The sequence below is a fragment of the Streptomyces sp. NPDC001292 genome (assembly GCF_042896465.1).
In the GTDB taxonomy this organism is placed as follows: domain Bacteria; phylum Actinomycetota; class Actinomycetes; order Streptomycetales; family Streptomycetaceae; genus Streptomyces.
Genome location: NZ_JBIAXG010000025.1, coordinates 61,863 through 83,419, shown reverse-complemented (window position 1 = coordinate 83,419; position 21,557 = coordinate 61,863). Strand labels below are relative to the sequence as shown.

Here is a 21,557-nt window from a genome sequence, read left to right as displayed (position 1 = left end):
GGCCATCACGCCGGCTGCACCCTTCTCGTCCCGTCTGGCTTCCGCACGGAAGAAGCAAGGAGTAGGCATGGCAACCCCAGCCCGTTTCACCGGCACCGTCCTCACCCCCGGGGACGCACGTTTCGAGGACGCGAGCCGCACATGGAACGCGTGTTACGCCTCCCGTCCCCGCGAGGTGATGGTCTGCGACAGCACCCAGGCGGTGGTCGACGCCCTGCGGAGCGTGCGGGAGCGCGACCTGCCGTTCAGGGTCCGCTCGGGCGGTCATTCCATGGCCGGGCTGAGCAGCCTGGAGGACGGGGTGATCATCGACCTGGGCGGCCTCGATTCCATCACCCTCAGCGAGGACGGCTCACTCGTGACCGTCGGCGGCGGCGCCCACCTCGGTGATCTCTACCGTGTGCTGTGGAAGGCCGGCGTGACCATACCGGCCGGCACCTGCCCGCGGATCGGCATCGGCGGCCACGTGCTGGGCGGCGGCATGGGCATGCTCTCCCGCTCGCGCGGCGCGCTCGTCGACCACCTCGTGGGCCTGGAACTGGTCGGCGCCGACGGCCGGGTGCGCCACGTCGACGAGGGCGAGCACCCCGATCTCTTCTGGGCCTGCCGCGGGGGCGGAGGCGGCAGCTACGGCATCGCCACCTCGTACACGCTCCGCACCTCGCCGATCGGCGACGTCACGATCTTCACCATCGGCTGGGACTGGGGGCGGTTCGCCCCGGCGGTGAAGGCCTGGCAGAGCTGGCTCGCCGCCACCGACGACCGTGTCAACACCTTCCTCTCGCTGTTCCCGCGGGAACAGGACCTGCTGGTGGCCTTCGGCGTCTTCGACGGCCCGGCCGCCGAGTTCGAGGAACTCGTGCGCCCGCTCCTGGCGGCGGCGGAGCCCCAGACCCAGGTCATCGAGGTGGTGCCGTTCATCCAGGCGGTCGACACCGTGGAGGCGCTCCAGGGCGAGGCGGCCGTGGCCGACCAGGTGCGGGCCCAGGGGAGTTCGGCCATCATCGGAGAACCGCTCGACGACGAGGCCATCGCCACCCTGCAGGAGTTCCTCACCGACCCGCCGAGCCACCGCGCCGAGGTGGCCGTCTACGGCATGGGCGGGGTCATCGGCCACCGGTCGCGCACCGAGACCGCGTTCGTGCACCGGACCGGGCTGATGGCCTTCGAGTACCGCACCGACTGGGACCTTCCCGAGAACGACGCGGAGAACCTGGCCTGGGTCAAGGCGCTGCGGCACGCGATGGCCGAGCACACCACGGGCGCCGCGTACGTCAACACCATCGACCTGGCCCTGGAGAACTGGCTGTGGGCCTACTACGAGGAGAACCTGCCGCGGCTGATCGAGGTCAAGCGCCGATACGACCCCGGCAACGTCTTCCACCACCCGCACAGCATCCCGGTGTCCCTGACGGAGCAGGACATCGCCCGCCACGGCATACCCGAGACGGTCGCGGCCGAGCTCAGGTCCGCCGGGCTGCTGAGCTGACGGCACATCACCTACCGGACGACAGAGGAGCCCTACCCCATGGCAGGAAACGAGCAGGAGATCCTGGCCGGAGTCGCCGAGATTCTGCATGACGTCTGCGGGATCCCGCCCGCCAGCAGCACCGAGGAGAAGTCCTTCGTCGACGACCTGGACGTCGACTCCCTGTCCATGTACGAGATCGGGATGACGGCCCAGGACCGGTTCGGGGTCGACGTGCCCGACGAGGACATGAGGGGACTGCGCACCGTGGGCGACCTGGTCGCCTACATCCAGCGGGCGGGAGTCTCGGCGTGACCGTCGGTCACGCGGCCGACCCCGTCCCACCGCCCGGCGACGACCGCGAGGTGGTCGTCACTGGGCTGGGGGCGTACAGTCCGCTCGGCGGTGACGCCCCGGCCACTTGGAACGCCCTCCTCAGGGGCGTCTCCGGGGTGCGCCGCATCGAGGCGAAGTGGGCGGACGAACTGCCGGTGCGCATCGCCGCCCCGGTGGCCCTCGAGCCGGCCGAGCGGCTGGCGAAGCACGAGCTGCGCCGGCTGGGCAGGGTGCAGCAGCTTGCCCTGCTGGCCGCCCGCGAGGCGTGGGCCGACGCGGGGGCGCCCGAGACGCCGCCCGAGCGGTTCGGGGTGGCGGTCTCCTCCGGAGGCGGGGGAGTGGGGAGCCTGCTCGATCAGTACGACGTGCTGCGGGAGCGCGGTTGGCAGCGGGTCTCCCCACTCACCCTTCCGATGTACATGGCGAACGGCCCCGCGGCCTGGGTCTCCCTGGAGTTCGGTGCCGCGGCGGAGCTGCACGCCCCCGCCAGCGCCTGCGCGTCCGGCGCGGACGCGCTGGCCCGGGGGCGTGAGCTGATCCGGTCCGGGCAGGCGGACGTAGTGCTCGCCGGCGGCGCCGACGCGATGATCCACCCGGTCGTCGTGGCGGGCTTCGCGGCCATGCGCGCGCTCTCCCGGCGCAACGACGATCCGAAGGGCGCCGCCCGGCCCTTCGACGTGGCGCGCGACGGCTTCGTCCTGGGCGAGGGCGCGGGCATCATGGTCCTGGAGTCGGCAGGGCACGCGGCCGGGCGCGGGGCCCGCGTCTACGCCGAGCTGGCGGGGGCGGGCCGGTCCGCGGACGCCCACCACATCGCCAATCCCGATCCCTCGGGCGCGGGCGCGGCCCGGGCGATGCGCCGGGCGCTCGCCGACGCCGGAGCAGCGCCCGGCGAGATCGCCCACGTCAACGTGCACGCGACCGGCACTCCGATGGGAGACGCGGCGGAGGCCGAGGCGCTGTGTCAGGTGCTGGGCCCGGACCTCGGCAACGCCTCGGTGTCGGCCACGAAGTCACTGACCGGGCACCTGCTCGGCGCGGGTGGCGCGGTGGAGGCGGTGATCACCGCATTGACGCTCCATCACGGTCTCGCTCCGCCGACGGCCAACGTCGACGAGCCCGACACCGCGCTCCCCGACGGGGTGCTGCGGGCCGTCGTCCGAGGCCAAGCGGGAGCGCTTCCCGAGGGTGCCGCGGCGGCGCTCAGCAACTCCTTCGCCTTCGGCGGCCAGAACGTCTCCCTGGTCCTGCGCCGCCCGCGGCGACCGCTCGACGCGGTCAACAGGACCTCACCCGGGCCGGTTCACGCCTGACGCTTTTTCACCTATGATGAATTCAACGTCAGGTGAGTTTTCCTTCGGGGCGAGGAGAGGGCACATGAATTCCGCGATTGAGGTCCAGGACCTCGTGGTGATCCGTGGCGGCAAGGAGGTGCTGCACGGCCTGTGTGCCCACATCCCCCGCGGCGGGATCACCGGGCTGCTCGGACCGAGCGGCAGTGGCAAGACCACACTGCTGCGTTCGATCGTGGGAGTGCAGCGAGTGAAGTCGGGACGGGTCACGGTGCTCGGCGAGGAGGCGGGTTCCCCGGCGCTGCGCCGGAAGGTGGGCTACTTCACCCAGTCGCCGAGCATCTATGCGGACATGACCGTCCGGGAGAACGTCCGGTACTTCGCCAGCTTCTACGGCCTCGGCCGGGCGGAGGCCGAGAAGGCGATAGAGGAGGTGGGCCTGCAGGAGCAGGCCGGCCAGATCGTCCGCACCCTGTCCGGCGGCCAGCACAACCGGGCCTCGCTCGCCTGCGCCCTCGTCAGCCGTCCCGAACTGCTCATCCTCGACGAGCCGACGGTCGGCCTCGACCCGGTGCTGCGCGAGGAACTGTGGTCTCACTTCCGCCAGTTGGCGGCGGACGGCACCACGCTGGTGGTGTCCAGTCACGTGATGGACGAAGCGAACCGGTGCGACCGGCTCATCCTCATCCGGGAGGGGGCGGTCGTCGCCGACGACACACCGGCCGCGATCAAGAGCCGGACCGGGACGGACGATCTGGACCGGGCCTTCCTCACCCTGGTCCAGCAGGACAAGGTGGAGGTGGCGTGATGTCGATGGCGCTGATGATGAGCACCGTGGGTCGGGTCCTGGGGCAGCTCAGGCACGACCGGCGCTCCGTGGGCCTGCTGATCGGCGCACCGCTGCTGCTGCTCACGCTCATCTACTTCATGTTCGAGGAGAACGGCAGAGTCCTCGACCGGGTCCTGCTGATCATGCTCGGGATCTTCCCCTTCCTGCTGATGTTCCTGGTGACCAGCATCGCCATGCTGCGGGAGCGCGCCTCGGGAACGCTGGAGCGGCTCTTCACCACCCCCCTCGGCAAGCTGGACCTGCTCTTCGCCTACGGCATCGCCTTCGGTCTGGCCGCCACCGTGCAGGCCACCGTGGCGACGACGGTCGCGTACTGGCTGTTCGACCTCGACACGACGGGCAGCGGGGCACTGGTCGTGCTGATCGCCGTCGGCAACGCCCTGCTTGGAGTGGGCCTGGGCCTGTTGTGCAGCGCCTTTGCCCGGACCGAGTTCCAGGCGGTGCAGTTCCTGCCGATCGTGGTGCTGCCGCAGATCCTGCTATCCGGCCTCTTCGTGCCGCGCACGCAAATGGCAGGATGGCTGGAGGGCGTCAGTGAGGCCATGCCGCTGGCCCATGGAGTGGACGCGCTTCAGGAGATCGCGGTGAACGCCGACGCGACAGCCGAACTGTGGCGCGGCTACGGCATCGTGATGGGATGTGTGGTGTTGGCACTGGTGCTGGCCGCCGCGACACTGCGGCGGCGCACCGCCTAGTCGTCATTGGGGAACGAGGAGTGCTCGTGCGCAGACGTAGCGGCCGCCGGCCCGGCAAACCGGACACACGGGGCGCAATCCTGGAGGCCGCTCGTGCCACGTTCGCCGAGCGCGGGTACGACGGATCGTCCATCCGCCAGATCGCGGCGAGCGCCGGTGTCGACCCGGCGCTCGTCCATCACTACTTCGGCAGCAAGGACGAACTCTTCCTCGAGGTCGTGAAGCCGCCCATCGAGCCCGGCGCGGTGATGGACAGGATCTTCGCGGAGGGCATCGAGGCCGCACCGGAGAACGTGGTGCGTGTTTTTCTCGGCGTGTGCGAGGGACCGGTGAGCGGTCCCGCCTTCCTCGGGCTCCTGCGCGGCGCGGTGGGCCATCCGTGGCAGGCGCTGCTGCTCCGCGAGTTCTTCTCCACCCAGATCGCCCGGCGCGTGGTGCGCCGCCTGGAGGAGGCCGTCGACCCCGCGGAGCTGCCGCTGCGGGCATCCCTGGTCTCGAGCCAACTCTTCGGTCTGGCGATGACCCGATACGTGCTGCGCATCCAGCCGCTGGCGGACGCCTCGACCGAGGTCGTGGTCGCGGCGATGGCCCCCAACATCCGCCGTTACATCTTCGGCGATCTGGGTGCGGCGGACCTCAAGGCCGGCTGAAATCCGGACGTTCGTCGTCCGCGGTTTCAAGCGTCGACCACAATTGGGCGCCGGACGTGGAATTTCCGATCATTATGTTGATCCACTAATCCGGTACGGTCGTGCGGAAATCAAACCCTGCCCACATCTTCGAAGGGGATGTTCACAACCACCCCCCTATGTTACCTTGATTAAGTGATGAGGCGCCAGGCGGGGGTACTGAATGCGCATATTAGTCGTCAGTGACAGGGCGGTCGTCAGAGCCGGTTACCGCAGGCTCTTCGAAGGTAAACCGGAACTTGAGGTTTCCGGAGATGCCGGTGATCTTCTGCAGATCGCCAGCAGCGTGGAGAGTCAGCGGCCCGACATAGCGGTCATAGATTCGGAAACGAATTCACTGGACGCGGCAGAGGTGATTCGGTTCTTAGGGGTGGAGACTCCGAATTCTGCTTCTCTGGTCCTCGTCGGTGAATTCGACGAGCAGGCGCAGCGACTGCTGCGCGCCGGTGCCCGTGGCCTGTTGCTCAACCGCTCCTCACCTGCGGAGATCGTATCCGCGGTCCGATTGGTCGCAGCCGGATACTCGCTGCTCTTCCCCTGTCGTGGACGCAGACTCCTCGACCTGGACCCGGTGGACCGTGAGGACGAGGATCCGGGGCATGAGGGATTGGGAAGGCTGACGCGACGTGAGGTGGACGTGCTCCGACTCATTGCGCGCGGCTGCAGTAATGCCGAGATTGCCGATGTGCTTTATGTAAGTGAGAGCACGGTGAAATCGCATGTTCAGCGCATGCTGGACAAGCTCGATCTGCGTAATCGGGTGCATGCCGTGATCTACGCCTATGAGATCGGCATGGTCCAGACCCCGAGGCTGTCCACGGGGGTACTGGCGTGACCCGCGCGAAGCGTGGAGCCCGTATTTCCGCGGGCTCCACACCGGGCGCGATGCGTGCTCGAGCTGCACCTGGTCACCCACGCCGGGCCGACGCACTACGGCCTGGTCGCCCGTGCCCCTCCCGATGAGCGGCTCGCGAAGAGGGCACCCGCTGCCGAGCGAGGGGAAGAGCGGGCGCACTCTGCCGACCGCGTGGATCGCCCGGCGTCGGCCGGTGCGCCCCCTTCAGGACGGAGCCGCTGGAGGCCAGGCAGGGCGCCGTGCTCACCGTGGACACCACCGGCCGCGGCGGCGGCAAGACCCTCGCCGGCGCCGAACGCGCCGTCGCCGCCGTCCTGAACGAGATTCCCGACGCGGCCACTCCTGCCCGCTGCACGCGTGAGAGCCGGGCCGTCGAGGTCCGGCTCCTCGCAGGGGACGCACGTACAGGGCCGGCGGCGAACACGACCGCGACCACTCCGCCGCCGGCCACGAGAACCCGGCATCACCAGAGGCGGTGTTCTCGCTGGTGATTCATCGAACTTCTGTGATGTCCCGGGACATCCGTCTGCGGTCCTTCTTGCCGTTCTCCGTGCGCGGCAATTCATCGACCACGTGCAGGGCATCGAGGATCATGTACGAGGGCAGCCGCTGCGCCGACCACTCCTTGAGTGCGAGCAGCGAGAGCGGCACCTCCGGGTCCTTCTTGGTGACCACCGCGTGGAGCGCCGCGTCCAGGCCGGACCCGATGACCAAGACGGCGGCGTCCGCCACCGCCGGATGGGCGCCGATCACGCTTTCCACCTCGCCGAGCTCCACCCGCTGGCCGCGCACCTTCACCATGTGGTCGCGACGGCCGGTGTACTCGAGATTCCCGTCCTCCCCGACCCGCACGATGTCGCCGGTCGGATACGGACCGGCATGCGGTTCCCGTCCCCAGTAGCCCAGCATGACCGTCGGGCCGGAAATCAGCAGCTCGTACTCACCTTCCCGCTCGTGCGGGACCAGCGTCGTCGAGTCGCCGCAGCAGACCGTTCCGATCGGCAGGGGTGTGGAGCGCAGCAGATCGTCCGCCGTCACCTCGTAGGAGGTGCAGACATTCGTCTCCGTGGGGCCGTACCAGTTGAACATCCGCACGTCGGGCCACTGGGCGCGCAACTGCTGGACCAGTGGAAGCGGGAAGGGCTCTCCGGCGAAGAGGCAGACGCGCAAGGCGGGAGGCGGCACCTCGTCGAAGAGCCCTCCCTTGGCCATCATCAAGGACAGCACCGACGGCACCGAATACCACACGGTCAGCTCGTGCCGGCGCAGATACCGCACCAACTGCTCCGGCGCGTAGGCCATCTCCTGTGAGATCAGATAGACCGCCGCACCCGAGTGGAACGCCGCGTACAAGTCGAAGACCGAGAGGTCGAAGTTGAACGGAGCATGGTTCGCGAGCCTGTCCCGCGGCCCGAGCTCCAGTTGTTCGCAGGCCCAGGTCACGAAGGCGAGAGCGTTGCGGTGGCTCAGGCACACACCCTTTGGCTCCCCGGTCGACCCCGAGGTGTAGAGGATGTAGGCCGGGTCGTCGGGGGAACCGCCGACCGGCGGCGGCGCTCCTTCTCCTTCGGCCAGGAGCTCCTCGAAAGTCACCAGCGTGCCGGCGGTCCACCGGCTTCCCGCGGCACGCTCCGCACCCGCCGCGTCAGTGACCGTGAGGGCGCAACCGCAGCCCTGGCCGATCCGGGTGATCCGGGCGGCGGGATTGGATTCGGTCACCGGCACATAGATCGCCCCGCGTCGCAGGCAGGCCTGCATCATCGCCACGGCGTGTGTGCTCTTCCCCGCCCACAGCACCACCCGGTCGCCCGGGCGTACGCCCCGCGCGGTCAGCGCCGCACTGTAGCGATCCGCCAGTGCGTCCAGTTCGCGGTAGGTCACACACCCGTCGGCGGCGTGCACCGCCAGGGCATCGGGGGTGCGCAGGGCGGCGTCGGCGACCAGCTGATGCAGCCTCATAGCCCCAGCTCCTTCGCCGCCAGCTCCTTCTGGATCTCCGAGGTGCCGGAGAAAAGGATGCTCGGCACGGCATTGCGCAGCTCGGCCTCGACGCCGGCATCCGCCAGGAATCCGCGCCCGCCGAAGATCCGTATCGCGTCCAGGGCGGTGGCCACGGCGCCCTCGGACGCCGCGAGTTTGGACAGCGCCACCGCCAGCCGGGCAGGCCGCCCCTGGTCCATCTCCCAGCAGGCGCGATACAGCAGCAGCCTGGCGTTCTCCCTTCGCATCGCCATGTCGACGATGCGATGCGACACCGCCTGGAAGTCGGCCAGCCGACGGCCGAACTGGCGCCGCTCGCGGGCGTGTTCCACGGTCCGATCGACGATGCGGGCCATCATCCCGACATAGCCCGCGAAGAGGCAGGCACGCTCCCAGCCCATCGAGTGCTGGAAGATCGTTGCGCCCATCCCGGGAACGCCGAGGACCTGATCGGTGGGCACGAAGCAGTCGGTGAAGGTCACGGTGCCGGCCGGCGTGGACCGCAGGCCCATCTTGTCGAAAGGCTCTCCCGCCTGGATACCCGCCGTGTGGGCGGGTACCGCGAAGGCGGTCTGCCCGAGATGGCCGGCCTCCGGATCGGTCGTCGCGTAGGTGACGAGGAGGTCGGCGGCGGGGCCGTTGCTGACGAAGCTCTTTTCGCCGGTCAGCAGGTAGCCGCCGTCCACCTGGGTCGCGGTCAACCGGAGTCTGGACACGTCGGAGCCCGCATCGGCCTCGGTCATGGCATTGGCGGCGACGACCTCGCCGGAGCAGATGCCTGGCAGCCACCGCGACTTGAGGTCGTCGGAGCCGAACTCCGCGATCGGCACCGCGCAGGCGAAGAGGTGTGCGCTGGCCGCGAAGACCAGCCCGGTGTCGCTGCATCCCTCGCCCAGAGCCTCGTACATCCGCGCGGTGTCCAACGCGCCCAGCCCGAGCCCGCCGTACTTGTCCGGCACGCAAGCGCCCAGCAGACCCAGACGTCCGAGCGTCGTCCAGTCCGTCCTGCTGAAGGGCTCCCGTGGCACCCGCCCGGCGGGGAAGGCACGGCGGACGGCCTCCAGCGTCTGCCGATGGCGCCCTTCCTGATCAGCGGTCCAGCCGAAATCCATGAGACTCCCCGATACTGGTCGTGTGGTGGCGCGTCACGGTGCGCCGGCGGGGTGGCGGAGACGTCCGGCGCCGACGGGCAGGCCACGCGGCCACATGCGCTCCCGCATCGGATCGGTCCGCCGACGGGACCGCTCCGCGTCGCCTCACGCCGACACGCAAAGCCGGCGGAACGCCTTGTGCACGCAAACCCTGCCACGCCCCGTCGAGGCGGTGCGGCCGCCCTGCCCAGAATTCATCCCTTCTGCTGGGTCTCCTCCTCTCGGGGCCCTCAGGAGTACTGATGGGCGCCGCGGGCTTCCCTCCCACGGCCCATGGCGGCGGCGCGATCCGGCTCGCAAGAATCGTCACCCCGTGCGCACCGGACCGGCACGGCAGACCAGAAGTCTGGGAGGACGAATGGCAGCGGTGGGGCTTCCGACGGAAGCGATAGCCATGGCCGATGTGGCCATCGTGCTGCTCGCTGGCCGTCTGTTCGTCAGGCTGAGCCGAAGGCTCCGCCAGCCGCCGGTGGTGGCGGAGATCGCCATCGGCATCACGCTCGGACCGAGCGTTCTCGGCTTGTTGCCGGGGGACTTGACCGAGCGGTTGTTTCCTTACGACGCTCTGCCGATGCTCTCCGCCGTGGCTCAGGTCGGGCTGCTCGCCTTCATGTTCCTCGCGGGCTGGGAGATGGATGTGGGCCAGCTGCGCAGCCGTGGCAGGTCCGTCGGCGTGATGGCCGGTCTGTCCATGGCGACGCCGTTGTTGATCGGCGCCGGGGCGGCGGCCCTGCTCGCCGAGCGCTACGCTGGCAGCGGGCGGAGCACGACCGCGTTCGTACTCTTCCTGAGCACGGCGTTCGCGATCACGGCCTTCCCGGTGCTGGCCCGCATCATCACGGACAGCGGGCTCAGCGGGACTCGCGTGGGAACCACGGCGATGGCCTGCGCCGCGGTGGGAGACGTACTGGCCTGGTGCGTGCTGGTGCTGGTCGTGGCGGTCTCCGAAGCGGGCAGCCCGGCGAACTTCCTCACCGTCGTCGGCCTCACCGTCGCGTATGGGCTGGTGATGGCACGCGTCGTCAGGCCCCTGCTCCGTTTCGCGGTCAGGCGGTCGTCGAGGGCGTCGTCCGGTGCGAACACGCTCGCCCTGATCGCCTCCGGTGTCTTCCTGTCCGCCTGGGTGACCTCCTGGATCGGCATCCACGCTATCTTCGGAGCGTTCGCCTTCGGTCTCGTCATGCCGCGTGAGGCCCGGGAGGAGCTGCACGCGAACGTCTCAGCCCCCTTGAGCGGAATCGTGGCGCTGCTGCTGCCGGTCTTCTTCGTCGTCACCGGCCTTTCGGTGGACGTGGGAGCGCTGGGCCTGGTGGGACTGGGGTATCTCGCCCTGATCCTGTGCGTCGCCGTCCTGGGCAAGTACGCCGGCGCGGTGCTGCCCGCCCGTATGTCTGGGATGTCCTGGCGGGAGGCCGGGGCGTTCGCGACGTTGATGAACACCCGTGGGCTCACCGAGATCGTCATCCTCAACGTCGGGCGGGAACTGGGCGTCATCGGGCCCGAGATGTTCACCATGATGGTGATCATGGCGCTGGTCACCACGGCCATGGCCGGGCCACTCCTGCACGTGCTGGGTATCACCCGCGCCGCCGGCGCGCCCAGGGCGAGCGGGCATCGGACTCCGGCTTCGGCCGGGAGCGGCGTCGGGCCGGCTCCTGCCGTGAAGGCCCGCCCGTGAGACCGTCCCAGCGCGTCGGACGCTCCCTGAGTCTGTGGCACGGGACCGCGCTCCGACCGTCGGCCGGGGACTGGGCGGTGCTCTCGCGGGAGGAGCGGCACCGCGCCCGGCGCTTCAGGGACCCCGCCGAGTCCGGGCACTACGTCTGCGCCCATGCCGCGGTCCGGCGGATCATCGCAGGACTGCTGGACTGCGCCGCCGACGCCGTCGGTTTCGGCCGCGAGCGCTGTCCGGGCTGCGGCGACGGCGAGCACGGCCCTCCGCGTGTCGTGGCACCGCCCACCGCGCTGCGCTTCAGCCATTCGCGCAGCCGAGCCACCTGGCTGCTCGCGGTCGCCTCCCAGGGGCAGCGGGTGGGTGCCGACGTCGAACGGATCAGGCCACTCAGCGGGTTCAAGGGAATGATGGCGACCTGTCTGGCCCCCGACGAGCGGGCCCACGTCACCCAGGACGCGGACCCGGTGCTCCGCCGCCGTCGCTTCTACCAGTGCTGGGCGCGGAAGGAGGCGGTGCTCAAGGCCGTCGGGACCGGCCTCGCCGGCGGGATGGCGCGGTTCGACGTACGGCCCTACGAGCGGGGCCCGGCCGTGGTGGGCGTGGACGGGCCCGGCGCCGGGACCTTCCTCGTCCATGACCTTCCGCTGGGGCCCGACGTGGCCGCCGCCGTGGCCGAGGAACTGCCCGGCTGAACCGGTGAGTTACTGCGCGGCTCATCCTAAAGGACCGGTCTCGAGTTCATCAAAGCAGCCGAAGAGAAAACCCGAATGTGCTGACTAACGTGATGGTCGCGGACGTCGCGGTCCGCACGCCAGCCCATCCTTACGGCTTGTAGTCCCGGAGGCACAGCAATGTCGGAGAGCGCCAGCGCATACGAGTACGACGAGGTCATCGCCGAGCTGACACGCTATGTCGAGGAACGCTTCCTTCCCGAGGGAGAAGTCGGCCTGCAGCCCGGAACTCCGCTTCTGGAATGGGGCATACTCACCTCGCTCACCACCGCGGAGCTGATCTCCTTCATTCTTGAGCGCTACCGGGTCTCCATTCCGCCGGAGAAAATCGTCGGAGCGAACTTCAAGAACCTCGACGCCATTTCGCGGCTGGTCGTCTCTCTGCAGGGCGACCCGGCGGGCACCCTCTGATCCCCCGCCGTCTGCCGCCTCCCGGGCGGCGGCCCGGTCCGACACGGCAGTCGGGCCGGGCGCACGCGGTTCCGGCCCGCCGCCGGTGGCCGAAGTCGGCCATATCTCGCTCCAGGCGTGGTTCCTGGTACGGAGGTTGGCTACTCTATTAATTCACTGTCCGATGAATCTCGCCTCCGCGGGGGTGGCCCATGAACGGTCGGCCGACCAGAGACCGCATCCTGGACGCGGCACGCGAGGAGCTGGCCGCACATGGCTACAACGGCACCTCTACCCGCGGCGTGGCCCGGCGCGCCCAGGTGGACATCCGGCTGATCCACCACTACTTCGACTCCAGGAGCCACCTGCTGCGCACGGCCCTTCAGACCGCCCAGGGTGCCGCCGGCACCCAAGAGGCGCCCCGCTTCCCGATGACGGAGCGTTCGCTCCCCGACGCCCCCCGCCGTGACACCTGCGCCGACGCCGCTCGACTCACCGAGCGGCTGAGGACCCTGTGGAACACCGACCCGCTCGGCCGACGGGCCCTGGTGGCCTCCGCCCTGACCGACGGCCCGACCGGGTCCCGCCTGGTCTCCTTCATCACCGGTCTGCTGTGCGACCAGGAGTCGGCCTCCGGCTCGGACCGCGACGAGCCGGAGTACGGCGAGACGGGCCGGGCCGTCGTCACCGCCCACATGCTGGGACTGGCGGTGCTGTGCGAGTCGGGAGCGCTGCACCGGCTGGTCGCCGCGAGCGGCGAAGCCACCTGTCAGGCCGACGAGTTCAGTCTGGAGTCCCAGCTCGACGCGGTACTCGCGGCCGTCTCTGCCGCCGGAGGCCTCGATGCCGGACGGCGATGAGGCGGACAAGTGGTCCCGGCGACCCCGCCCGGACGGCACATCCAGCCGTACCACCATCCTCCGGGCCGCCTGCGAGGAGATATCCGAGCACGGCTACGGAGGCAGCACCATCCGTGGCATCGCCCACCGGGCCGCGGTCAACACCAGCCTGGTCCACTACTACTTCGGCTCCCGGGACGGTGTGCTCACCGCGGCCCTGCGTGAGGCCGGTCGGCTCCTGGCGTCAGCTGCGGACGGCGCCGCACCTGACGGCGGGAGCCTCGCAGGAGAGGAACTGCTCCGCCGCGGGTTGCGGCTGTGGGAGCCCGAGGAGCGGCGCAGCGCCGCTCTCGCCCTGATCCGCAGCTCGGTGACGCACGCGGACGCAGGGCAGCACCTCGCCGACGTACTGCGCCGGGTTTTCCCGGATCCCGCCGGCCCCTGCCCGCACACCGTCATGATCAGCGCCCAGCTGATCGGCCTGATGGTGGTACGCCACATCACGCTCGTCGAGCCCGTGGCGTCCGCCGACCGGGATGAACTGATCGCACTCCTCGCGCCCGTGGCCCGGCACATCCTCGCCGACCACGGCCCGCGCCCGGCCGGGCCCGTCCAGCCATCGGTCGGCATCCCGTCCCAGCCGTCGTCAGACCGTCTCGGAGAGGCACCATGAAGGACTACGGAACCGACCGCGGTGGAACACCGCCAGGACCCGTCGCGGACGCGGGGGCCGAGCCGGTGAGGCCCCAGCTCTTCTGCCTGCCGCACGCCGGCGGCAGCGCCGCCGGTTTCGCCCCGTGGAAGCGCCGCATCGCCTCACACGCGCGCGTTCACCCCGTGGAACTTCCCGGCCGCGGCACGCGCTGGGGGGAGCCCCTGCCCGACCGCCTCACCACCCTCGTCGGAGATCTCGCCGCGCGCATCAGCGCGGAGGCGGACGGTCCGTACGTGCTGTACGGCCACAGCTTCGGCGCGCTCCTCGCCTACGAACTGGCCCACGCGCTGCGCCCCGTCCTGGGTGAGCCGGCCGCCCTTCTGGTCTCCGGCCGCAACGGCCCCGGCGTCGCACACCCGCAGCTCCCGCTCTACGGTCTGCCCAAGGACCGGCTGATCGAGCAGCTGCGGAGGCTCGACGGTGCGCCGCGCGCCCTGCTCGGCAATCCTGACCTGATCGATCCCTTCCTCCCGGTACTGCGCGCCGACGCAAGACTCGCCGAGCTCTACCGGCGCGGGCGCCATCCGGTGCTGAGCTGCCCGATCCGCGCGCTGGCGGGTGAGACCGACCCGCTGGCCGATCCGGCGGGGCTGCGCCGATGGGAGGAGGAGACCACGGGCGGCTGCGAGGTCGAGACCATCCGGGGAGGCCACATGCTGACGGGGAACCCGGACTACCTGGAGTGGGTCCGGCGGACGTTGGGCGGGCTCGCGGCGCACAGCACCCTAGGCGTGTGAGGGCTGACCAGGCACCGCCACGAGCCGCTACCCGCCCGCGAACGACGCCGACGATCACCGCAGACCAGCCTGGTGTACGCGCGTCGCAGCGCCCCCGTGTCGAGGCGGGCGCCGGTTCTCCTGCGCAGCAGCCGTGAGGTGAGGACGAGGCCGGCCAGGTAGGACAGGGCGTAGGCGCCGGCCATGCCGGTGACCGCCCAGCGAGCGGGCAGCAGCAGGTGGCAGACGGTGGCCAGGGCGACGTTCACCACCGCGATCCAGACCGCCAGGAAGAACGGGGTGCGGGTGTCCTCGATGGCGTAGAAGCCGCGCAGCAGCAGGTACTGCGCGAGAACGGGATCAGGCCGAGGCCGAAGGCCTGGAGCATGTGCCCGAGCGGCTGCGCGGAGGCCGCGTCGGCGGCGCCGTGCGCGAACAGCAGCGTGGAGATCCGCGGGCCCAGGGCCAGGAAGAGGAAGGCCGCGGGCACGATGACGAGACCGCTCACCCGCAGCCCCCGGGACAGGTCCGCGCGCAGGTCGGCGATCCGTCCCTCCGCCGCGGCCCGGCTCATGCGCGGCAGCAGCGCGGTCACCAGGGAGACGGTCACCACCGACTGCGGCAGCATTCAGATCGTCTGCGCGTACGTGTACGCCGTGTAGCCCACACCGGCGTCGGGCAGTGCCTGGTCGGCCGCGTTGGCGAAATTGGTGACGACCCGTCAGGGCGACGAGGTTGGTCAGCACGAACAGCAGGGTCCACTTGGCGGCGTGGACACCGGAGCCCAGACCCGAGCCGCGCCAGTCGAAGCGCGGGCGGAAGCGGAACCCGGCCGCGCGGGCGACGGGGACCAGGGCGAGGGCCTGCACCGCGATGCCGGCCGTCGTGCCGAGGCCCAGCAGGCGGACCTGGGCGTCGGTGATGTCCTCGACCCGCTCCGGCACGGTCATCAGGCCCAGGTAGGCGCCGAACATGCCCAGCAGGACGACTGTGCGAACGCGCGGTCAGTGAGGGCGGCCGGGTCCTGGGTGCCGTCGCTGTCGCTCCGGCGCTGCAGGACCGTGTCGAAGGCGGTGAGCGTCACCCCGGCGGCCAGCCGTGCGCGCAGATCGGGATCGGGGCCGGGCGGCAGGCGGTGGCTGAGTTCCACCGCGAGGTCGTCGCGCCACTGGGCCTGGCGCTCCAGGAAACGGGCGCGCAGGGCCGGGTGCGCAGGATCAACCGGACCACGCGCAGGGCGGGTTCGGCGTGGTCGGAGCGGCCGGCGCACTCGGCGACCGGCACCTGGACGGTGTGCCGCAGGGCGACCGAGGGGGGCTCGTCGGCGGGGCGGGCCGCCAACTCCGCACGCATCGCCTCGCCCATGCCGGACAGGAACTGGACGACGACGTCCTCCTTGGACGCGAAGTACCGGAAGAAACGTCCGCACCGGGTGCTGGAGGACGTCCACCCCCTGGCCGGGCCCCGCAGACGGGATCCGGTGTACCGGGTGCGCCGGATCCTGGTCCACTCCACCGCCGTCGCGGCGGGCCAGCGCCAGGCCCGCGAGAAGCGTCTGGCGCGCGCCCGGGAGGAGACGGACAAGCTCGCCGGTGCGGCGGGCGGCCGGCACTACAAGACCCGCGAGAAAATCGCGGCCCGGGCCGGGGTCGTCGCCGCCAAGCGCCGCGTCACCGCCTGTCTGCGCTGGAGCATCACCACCGACGAACACGGCACCCCTGCCCTGGCCTGGCACTTCGACCAGGACGCCCTGGACGCCGAAGCAGCCGTCGACGGCTGGTACGCATTGCTGACCAGCATCCCCGCCGAGCAGGCCGGGCCGGCCCAGGTCCTGATCCACTACAAAGGCCAGAGCGCGGTCGAGCGCCGCTACCACGACTTCAAGGGCCCCCTCGCGGTCGCACCGGTCTTCGTCCAGCACAACCGGCGCGTCGCCGCCCTGATCCAGGTCATCTGCCTTGCCCTGCTCGTCTTCTGCCTGATCGAGCGACAGGTCAGACGCGCGCTCGGCCCCGAGCAGACCATGACCGGTCTCTACCCCGACAACCGGCGGGTCCGCCCCACCGGCCGCGTGATCTTCTACCACCTTGGCGAATACACCCTGCGCATCGGCAGCGTCACCGACCCGCCCACCGTCCAGATCACCCGCGGCGTCCAACTCCACCTCCTCGACCTTCCTCGACACCGACATCACACGAACCCGCTGGCCACAGACCTAAAAAGGCGACCCGCGAAGTCCGGGTCTAGAAGAACCCAAGTTTCTTCGGGGAATAGCTACAAAGAAGGTTCTTCGTCTGCTGGTGGTACACGCAGGATGACTGCTTTGATCTGCGGAAACGATAGTGCTGTCGGTGGTGGCCGCCAATTTGGTCCGGGAATGGCCCGGACGGTGACCGACGGAACACCTCCCATCGCGCGGAGGTGGTGCACCGGTCCAGGTGCTGAGGGCGCCGACGGTGGCTGCCGCGCACGGCCGTGCCGTCGCCGACGACGTCCGGGAGCATCCTCTGCAGGTTTTGGGCCGTTTTTCTCACCCCCTGCTGTTGCGGCAGGGTCTGGTGAGGCTCCAGATTCAGCCGAGGAGAAGGAGGTCAGCAGTGCGTCAGCACCGGACGATACGGATCTCGCTGAGCCTGACGTTGTGACAGCCCTTCACTCTGCTCCTCTCCTGGCTGCTCCTTGAAGGCAGTCACGTCGGCCGCGCTCAGTCCGCAGCAGCCGATGAGGGCGGTGTCGAAGCGCAAGTGTGCCAGGGAGGCGAGGGGCTGGTGAGTACCCCGTAGCCGCACATCCGTGTGCTTCTGCGTTCGGTTGTGGCATGTCGTGCGACGTGGTCCTTTCTGGGATTTCGCTGGTCCGTGAGGAACCTATGGGCGCTGTGCGCGCGTGCTCTGGGATGTCGGCCGCGGCACGGCGGAGCGATGTTGTGCCGCACGCGGTGGCGGGTGGGTGGTGTCGTCTCATCCCTGATGGTTGGTTTCCTTGCCGTTTGGAGACGAAGCCGTATCGGAGGCGATGGTCTATTGAGATGATGGTCAAGGACTTGAAGGTGAAGGGCAGTTGCTGGGTGAGGAGCCGCGTGTGACCGGCATGATCAACGGGCGGTTTCATCTGCTGCCGCAGGCGGAGAAGCGCCAGGGCGGTATGTCCGAGGTGCGCAAGGCAGTGGATGTCCTGAGCCCGGAGGGCGCGTACGCGGCGGTGAAACTGCTCAAGCGGCGCGACGACGAGGAGAGCACGCGGATCTTCCTCGACCGCGAGACGGCCTCGTTGCGGGCGCTGACCCATCCGAACATCGTGCGGATGCTGGACTCGGGCTGGGACGAGGGGCTGGAGCAGTACTTCATCGTCCTGGAGTGGGTCGACAGGAGTCTGAAGGACGAGATGAGTGGGGCCGGCCGCTGGACTGGCCGGCCTACTTCGCCCGGATCGGCGGGCCGTTGGCATCTGCTCTCGCCTACGCTCACGAGCAGCGGGTGGAGCACCGGGACATCAAGCCCGGGAATGTCCTCCTGACCAGTGACGGCACGGTCAAACTCGCCGACTTCGGGATCGCCAAGGTCGTGGAGACGGCGGCGGCGCCCGCGACGGACCACACGGTCGCTGACTACGGTTCAAGTCTGTACAAGCCGTTGGAGAAGAGCAGCGTCGGCTGGGTCAGGGACGTCTACGCGTACGCCGTCCTGGCCATCCAGGTCCTGTCCAACAGCAAGGCCCGCGACTACCCCGGACTGCTGTCCGCGCTGGACGAGCTGGAGATGGACACCGATGTCCGCGCGATTCTGAAGTCCTGCATCGACCTCGAACCGCAGAAGAGGCCGGCCAACGCCATCGTGCTGGAGCACCAGCTGCTGGAGGCGGAGCGACGGTGCGGCAACCGTGACGCGCGGCAGCGCAACTCGGTGTGGCTGAAGATGACCAAGGCCGCCGCAGAGAAGCTCGTCACCGTGCCGGAGGGCGAGGAGCTGAGCCTCGACCAGGTCATGGCGCGCGCCAAGTCGGAGGTGATGTCCGATATCTCGGGCACGGTGCACGTCGATTACGGTTGGAACCCGGCCACGAAAGAGGTCGACGCCGAGACGGTGCGGGTCTTCGGCCGGAAGCTGTTCCTTCGCATGGTCGGCGACGACCACAACTCCGACCGGTGCGTCATCGTGTCCGCGGAAGAGCGGCCGGAGGAGTGGCTGGCGAAGCGCCGGGAGTCTGCGCTCAAGCTTGATCCGATTCTGAGCTGGACCTTCTACGATCCCGGCGAGGACCCGGCCAACCGCGGGCTGAACGTGCTGCTGGCGGGCCTCGACACGCATGTGGAGGCCCGCGAGGAGAAGGGGCGCGGGGACCGGCGGCAGAACCTCGGGGACCTCTTCGACGGCTGGCGGCACGTCCTGGACGCCCGCGAGGAGATCGCGGCGAACGGGCGGCAGCCTGTCGCCTACGACAGGACGGAGGGCACCTCGTACACGCGGCTCTTCCGCTTGGGCGCCACAGAAACGGTGGTAGAGATCGGCGACGAGTGGTCGGTCGTGGAATACCCCTACAGCCGGCCCATCGACCGGGGTGTTGTCACCGGTCGCACCGAGGACACCATCCAGCTCCGGATGACCCGTGCCAAGACGACGCTGCCGCGCCGCGGTTACCTGCTGCCCTTCCTCGGTCCCAGCCAGAGCGCCATCAACCGGCAGCGTGACGCGCTGTCCATGGTCGCCGCTCAGCAGAGCAGCAACCCCCATCTGGGTAAGATCATCGAGGATCCGCAGGGGATGCCGGTCCTGCCTCCGGTCGAGGTCACCTCCTGGGTCCGCGCCGACCTCGACCAGAGTAAACGGGATGTCGTCGTGCGCGCGCTGGGGACGCAGGACCTGGTGCTGGTCGAGGGCCCGCCCGGCACCGGCAAGACCACGGTGATCGCGGAGATCGTCGAGCAGACCCTCAGCCGCAAGCCGGACGCACGGATCCTCATCGTCAGCCAGAGCCACATCGCCATCGACAACGCACTGCGCCGACTGGAGGAGGCGGGTATCGACGGGTTGGTGCGCCTGGGCCGCCCCGACGATCCGCGCATCGATCCCGCCGCGCAAGCGCTGCTGCTGGACCGGCAGGTCAAGAGGTGGACGCAGAGCGTTCGGGCCCGGGCGGAGAGGCACCTGGAAGCGGTCGCAACCCGGCAGAACCTGGAGGCACGGCACCTGAAGGCGGCACTCCTGCTGGAGGAGGCGGCCGCCGTCGCTACCGACCTCGCGCACGTCGAGGCCCGGCTCGCGGAACTGACCGCTCAGCCTCTGCCCGACCGCACCACCTCCGCGCGGGAACTGGGAGAGGAAGCGGTCACCGTCGGTGCCCGCCGGGAGACACTCCTCGAACAGCGCGCGGTCCTGGTCGCCGAGATCCAGAGCGCCCTGGACGGTGACCTCACCCTGCGCGAGGCCATGACCGCGCGGGAGTGCCGGGACGCCGTCGAGGCCCTGTTTCCGGCAGCGGGCCCCGGACAGGACCTCATGCGGCTGCTGCGCCTGCAGGGCGAATGGCTCAAGCGGATCGGCAGCGACCCGCACCTGATCGCCAGTTTCCTGCGGACCCGGAACGTGGTGGGCGGCACGGCCCTGGGCTTCTTAGGGCATCCGGCAGCACGTGCCTTGGACTTCGAGCTGTGCATCTTCGACGAGGCGTCGAAAGCGACCGCGACCGAGGCGCTGGTCCCGCTGGCCCGCGCGAAGCGGTGGGTGCTGGTGGGGGACACCAGGCAGCTCCCGCCGATCGACGAGGACCTGCTGCGCAACGGCAAGGCCATGGAAGACCACCAGCTGACCCCGGAGATCGTGCAGACGACCCTGTTCCAGCACCTGGCGGACAATACACAGCCGCCGGTCAAGCACCTGCTGCGCGAGCAGTACAGGATGACACCCGCCATCGGCAACATGATCAGCAGCTGCTTCTACGACAACGAGCTGCTCTCTCCCAATCCGCACGAGCTGCCGGGGTACAGGGGCATCAACCGGCCTGTGCTCTGGATGGACACCAGCTTTCATCCGGGGCGGCGTGAGACGGAGCGGTCCGGCATCGAGACCAGCGTTTCCAACCGGCTTGAGGCGCAGATCGCGGAGAAACGTCTGGAGGTCATCGACTACGCGATCGGGAAGGGGGTGATCCAGCCGCCCGGCGGCAAGCCTCTGGAGGTTCTGGTCATCGCGCCCTACGGCCGTCAGGTCGAGACGCTCAAGAAGCAGCTGGCCAAGAAGAAGCTGAGGCACTTTACGCCCGAGGTGCTCTCTGTCGATGCCGTGCAGGGCCGCGAGTGCGACCTCGCGGTCTTCTGCGTGACCCGCAGCAACTCCGACGGCCGGTTCGGGTTCCTGGGGCAGCCCTACTGGCGGCGCATCAATGTCGCCCTCTCCCGCGCCCGGTTCGGGCTGATCATCGTCGGAGACGCGCCGGAGCCGGTGATCCCGATGAGCAGGACGGCGGTCGGCTTGCTCACGATGTCGCGCTCCCTCGCGGTACTGCTGATAGCTGCTGCTTACGTGCGGTCGCGTGGTCCGTAGACGGCGGCTGCCTGGCCGGTGTGGAGGGCCCAGTATCGGTCTCCGTAGCTGAAATGCCACCACTCCGTTGGATAGTTCACAAAACCGGCGGCTGACATGACGCGGCAGAGCGTGTCGCGATGGGCCCAGGCAGCGCCGCTGATCGAGTTCGCGTGGGTGTAGCAGGCGCCGTCGCTTTCCTCTGGGGAGGCGTTCATCCTCGTCCCCATGTCCACCTCCTGGCCGTCCGGGGCGGCGAGGGTCAGGTCGACGGCCGCGCCGGCGCTGTGCGGCGCGATCTCCGGTGGGGAGACGTAGCGGCTTGCGGCCTCGTGGACGCGGCTGTCGCTCCAGTCGGGGTTTCCGCGACGCAGCTTGGTCGCGTACTCCTCGAAGTACGCCCGCTGGAGCGCCGGAGGCCGGTACCCCTCGACGACGAGCAGGCGGAACTCAGTGGGAAGCAGTCGCTGGGCGTGTTCCAGGCGCTCGATGAGCCCGTGCCGCAGGTGCGCGAAGTGGCCGTCGGAGTCCTGCTTGAGTTGATCGACGAGGAACAGGCCGGACGCCCGTATGTCGATGAGTTCCTCGCCGCAGTCCTGAACGGGGATGGCGGCGACTCGAGGGTCGGACATCAGCACGATCTTCAACTACGTCTC

The 21,557-nt window shown here is 69.6% G+C and carries 19 protein-coding genes and 2 pseudogenes; 16 read left to right on the top strand and 5 right to left on the bottom strand.

Annotation, left to right across the window (positions count from 1 at the left end; genetic code table 11):
• The first annotated feature begins 67 nt into the window (after positions 1–67).
• From ACFY4A_RS24790 to ACFY4A_RS24760, 7 genes are all read left to right on the top strand, one after another.
• On the top strand, positions 68–1,489 hold the full coding sequence (locus ACFY4A_RS24790; protein WP_390831540.1) for an FAD-binding oxidoreductase: 1,422 nt from the start codon (positions 68–70) through the stop codon (positions 1,487–1,489).
• A gap of 39 nt (positions 1,490–1,528) precedes the next feature.
• Positions 1,529–1,783, top strand: coding sequence for an acyl carrier protein (locus ACFY4A_RS24785; RefSeq protein ID WP_390831539.1), 255 nt, complete (start codon positions 1,529–1,531; stop codon positions 1,781–1,783).
• Entirely contained in the window at positions 1,780–3,117 is a 1,338-nt protein-coding gene (locus ACFY4A_RS24780) for a beta-ketoacyl-[acyl-carrier-protein] synthase family protein (RefSeq protein ID WP_390831538.1), read from the top strand. Before ACFY4A_RS24785 ends, ACFY4A_RS24780 begins: the two co-directional genes overlap by 4 nt.
• 64 nt (positions 3,118–3,181) lie before the next feature.
• Positions 3,182–3,904, top strand: a complete 723-nt coding sequence (locus ACFY4A_RS24775; protein WP_390831536.1) for an ABC transporter ATP-binding protein — start codon at positions 3,182–3,184, stop codon at positions 3,902–3,904.
• Positions 3,904–4,641, top strand: coding sequence for an ABC transporter permease (locus ACFY4A_RS24770; RefSeq protein WP_390831534.1), 738 nt, complete (start codon positions 3,904–3,906; stop codon positions 4,639–4,641). The genes ACFY4A_RS24775 and ACFY4A_RS24770 overlap by 1 nt, the downstream gene beginning before the upstream one ends.
• A gap of 26 nt (positions 4,642–4,667) precedes the next feature.
• Positions 4,668–5,291: a TetR family transcriptional regulator gene (locus ACFY4A_RS24765; RefSeq protein WP_390831532.1), complete on the top strand. Its 624-nt coding sequence runs from the start codon at positions 4,668–4,670 to the stop codon at positions 5,289–5,291.
• A 202-nt stretch (positions 5,292–5,493) separates the two neighbouring features.
• Positions 5,494–6,165 carry a response regulator transcription factor gene (locus ACFY4A_RS24760; protein ID WP_390831531.1) on the top strand — a complete coding sequence of 224 codons (672 nt, stop codon included), beginning with the start codon at positions 5,494–5,496 and terminating at the stop codon, positions 6,163–6,165.
• A 513-nt stretch (positions 6,166–6,678) separates the two neighbouring features.
• Here the strand turns inward: ACFY4A_RS24760 and ACFY4A_RS24755 are convergent.
• Together ACFY4A_RS24755 and ACFY4A_RS24750 are read right to left on the bottom strand one after the other, a co-directional pair.
• Complete coding sequence (locus ACFY4A_RS24755; RefSeq protein WP_390831530.1) at positions 6,679–8,145, bottom strand: amino acid adenylation domain-containing protein; 1,467 nt, start codon at positions 8,143–8,145, stop codon at positions 6,679–6,681.
• Positions 8,142–9,278, bottom strand: a complete 1,137-nt coding sequence (locus ACFY4A_RS24750) for an acyl-CoA dehydrogenase family protein (RefSeq protein WP_390831529.1) — start codon at positions 9,276–9,278, stop codon at positions 8,142–8,144. The genes ACFY4A_RS24755 and ACFY4A_RS24750 overlap by 4 nt, the downstream gene beginning before the upstream one ends.
• 433 nt (positions 9,279–9,711) lie before the next feature.
• On the opposite strand from ACFY4A_RS24750, the gene ACFY4A_RS24745 reads away from it, so the two are divergent.
• From ACFY4A_RS24745 to ACFY4A_RS24720, 6 genes are all read left to right on the top strand, one after another.
• Complete coding sequence (locus ACFY4A_RS24745; RefSeq protein ID WP_390831528.1) at positions 9,712–10,995, top strand: cation:proton antiporter; 1,284 nt, start codon at positions 9,712–9,714, stop codon at positions 10,993–10,995.
• Positions 10,992–11,684: a 4'-phosphopantetheinyl transferase family protein gene (locus ACFY4A_RS24740; protein WP_390831527.1), complete on the top strand. Its 693-nt coding sequence runs from the start codon at positions 10,992–10,994 to the stop codon at positions 11,682–11,684. Before ACFY4A_RS24745 ends, ACFY4A_RS24740 begins: the two co-directional genes overlap by 4 nt.
• A gap of 159 nt (positions 11,685–11,843) precedes the next feature.
• Positions 11,844–12,134, top strand: a complete 291-nt coding sequence (locus ACFY4A_RS24735; RefSeq protein ID WP_390831526.1) for an acyl carrier protein — start codon at positions 11,844–11,846, stop codon at positions 12,132–12,134.
• Between the two features lie 191 nt (positions 12,135–12,325).
• Positions 12,326–12,973, top strand: a complete 648-nt coding sequence (locus ACFY4A_RS24730; RefSeq protein WP_390831525.1) for a helix-turn-helix domain-containing protein — start codon at positions 12,326–12,328, stop codon at positions 12,971–12,973.
• Positions 12,957–13,625, top strand: a complete 669-nt coding sequence (locus ACFY4A_RS24725; protein ID WP_390831524.1) for a TetR family transcriptional regulator — start codon at positions 12,957–12,959, stop codon at positions 13,623–13,625. Before ACFY4A_RS24730 ends, ACFY4A_RS24725 begins: the two co-directional genes overlap by 17 nt.
• The gene (locus tag ACFY4A_RS24720) at positions 13,622–14,404 is read left to right on the top strand and encodes a thioesterase II family protein (RefSeq protein ID WP_390831523.1); all 783 of its coding nucleotides are present in this window, start codon (positions 13,622–13,624) and stop codon (positions 14,402–14,404) included. Before ACFY4A_RS24725 ends, ACFY4A_RS24720 begins: the two co-directional genes overlap by 4 nt.
• Positions 14,405–14,463: 59 nt before the next feature.
• Here the strand turns inward: ACFY4A_RS24720 and ACFY4A_RS24715 are convergent.
• Positions 14,464–15,387: pseudogene (locus tag ACFY4A_RS24715) on the bottom strand (lipid II flippase MurJ); the annotation flags it as partial.
• A pseudogene (locus tag ACFY4A_RS24710) lies at positions 15,333–15,802 on the bottom strand (TetR/AcrR family transcriptional regulator); the annotation flags it as partial. The pseudogenes ACFY4A_RS24715 and ACFY4A_RS24710, both read right to left, overlap by 55 nt.
• Positions 15,803–15,872: 70 nt before the next feature.
• Here ACFY4A_RS24710 and ACFY4A_RS24705 point away from each other — a divergent pair.
• The 3 genes from ACFY4A_RS24705 to ACFY4A_RS24695 all read left to right on the top strand — a co-directional run bounded on the left by ACFY4A_RS24705 (position 15,873) and on the right by ACFY4A_RS24695 (position 20,922).
• A complete protein-coding gene (locus tag ACFY4A_RS24705) occupies positions 15,873–17,066 on the top strand; it encodes a hypothetical protein (RefSeq protein WP_390831522.1) in 1,194 nt (397 codons plus the stop codon).
• Positions 17,067–17,464: 398 nt separating this feature from the next.
• Positions 17,465–17,899 (top strand): hypothetical protein, encoded by a 435-nt coding sequence (locus ACFY4A_RS24700; protein ID WP_390831521.1) that lies wholly within the window; start codon positions 17,465–17,467, stop codon positions 17,897–17,899.
• Positions 17,824–20,922 carry an AAA domain-containing protein gene (locus ACFY4A_RS24695; protein WP_390831520.1) on the top strand — a complete coding sequence of 1,033 codons (3,099 nt, stop codon included), beginning with the start codon at positions 17,824–17,826 and terminating at the stop codon, positions 20,920–20,922. Before ACFY4A_RS24700 ends, ACFY4A_RS24695 begins: the two co-directional genes overlap by 76 nt.
• On the opposite strand, the gene ACFY4A_RS24690 is transcribed toward ACFY4A_RS24695, so the two are convergent.
• Positions 20,898–21,533 (bottom strand): M15 family metallopeptidase, encoded by a 636-nt coding sequence (locus ACFY4A_RS24690; RefSeq protein WP_390831519.1) that lies wholly within the window; start codon positions 21,531–21,533, stop codon positions 20,898–20,900. The genes ACFY4A_RS24695 and ACFY4A_RS24690 overlap by 25 nt on opposite strands.
• Positions 21,534–21,557: the final 24 nt, after the last annotated feature.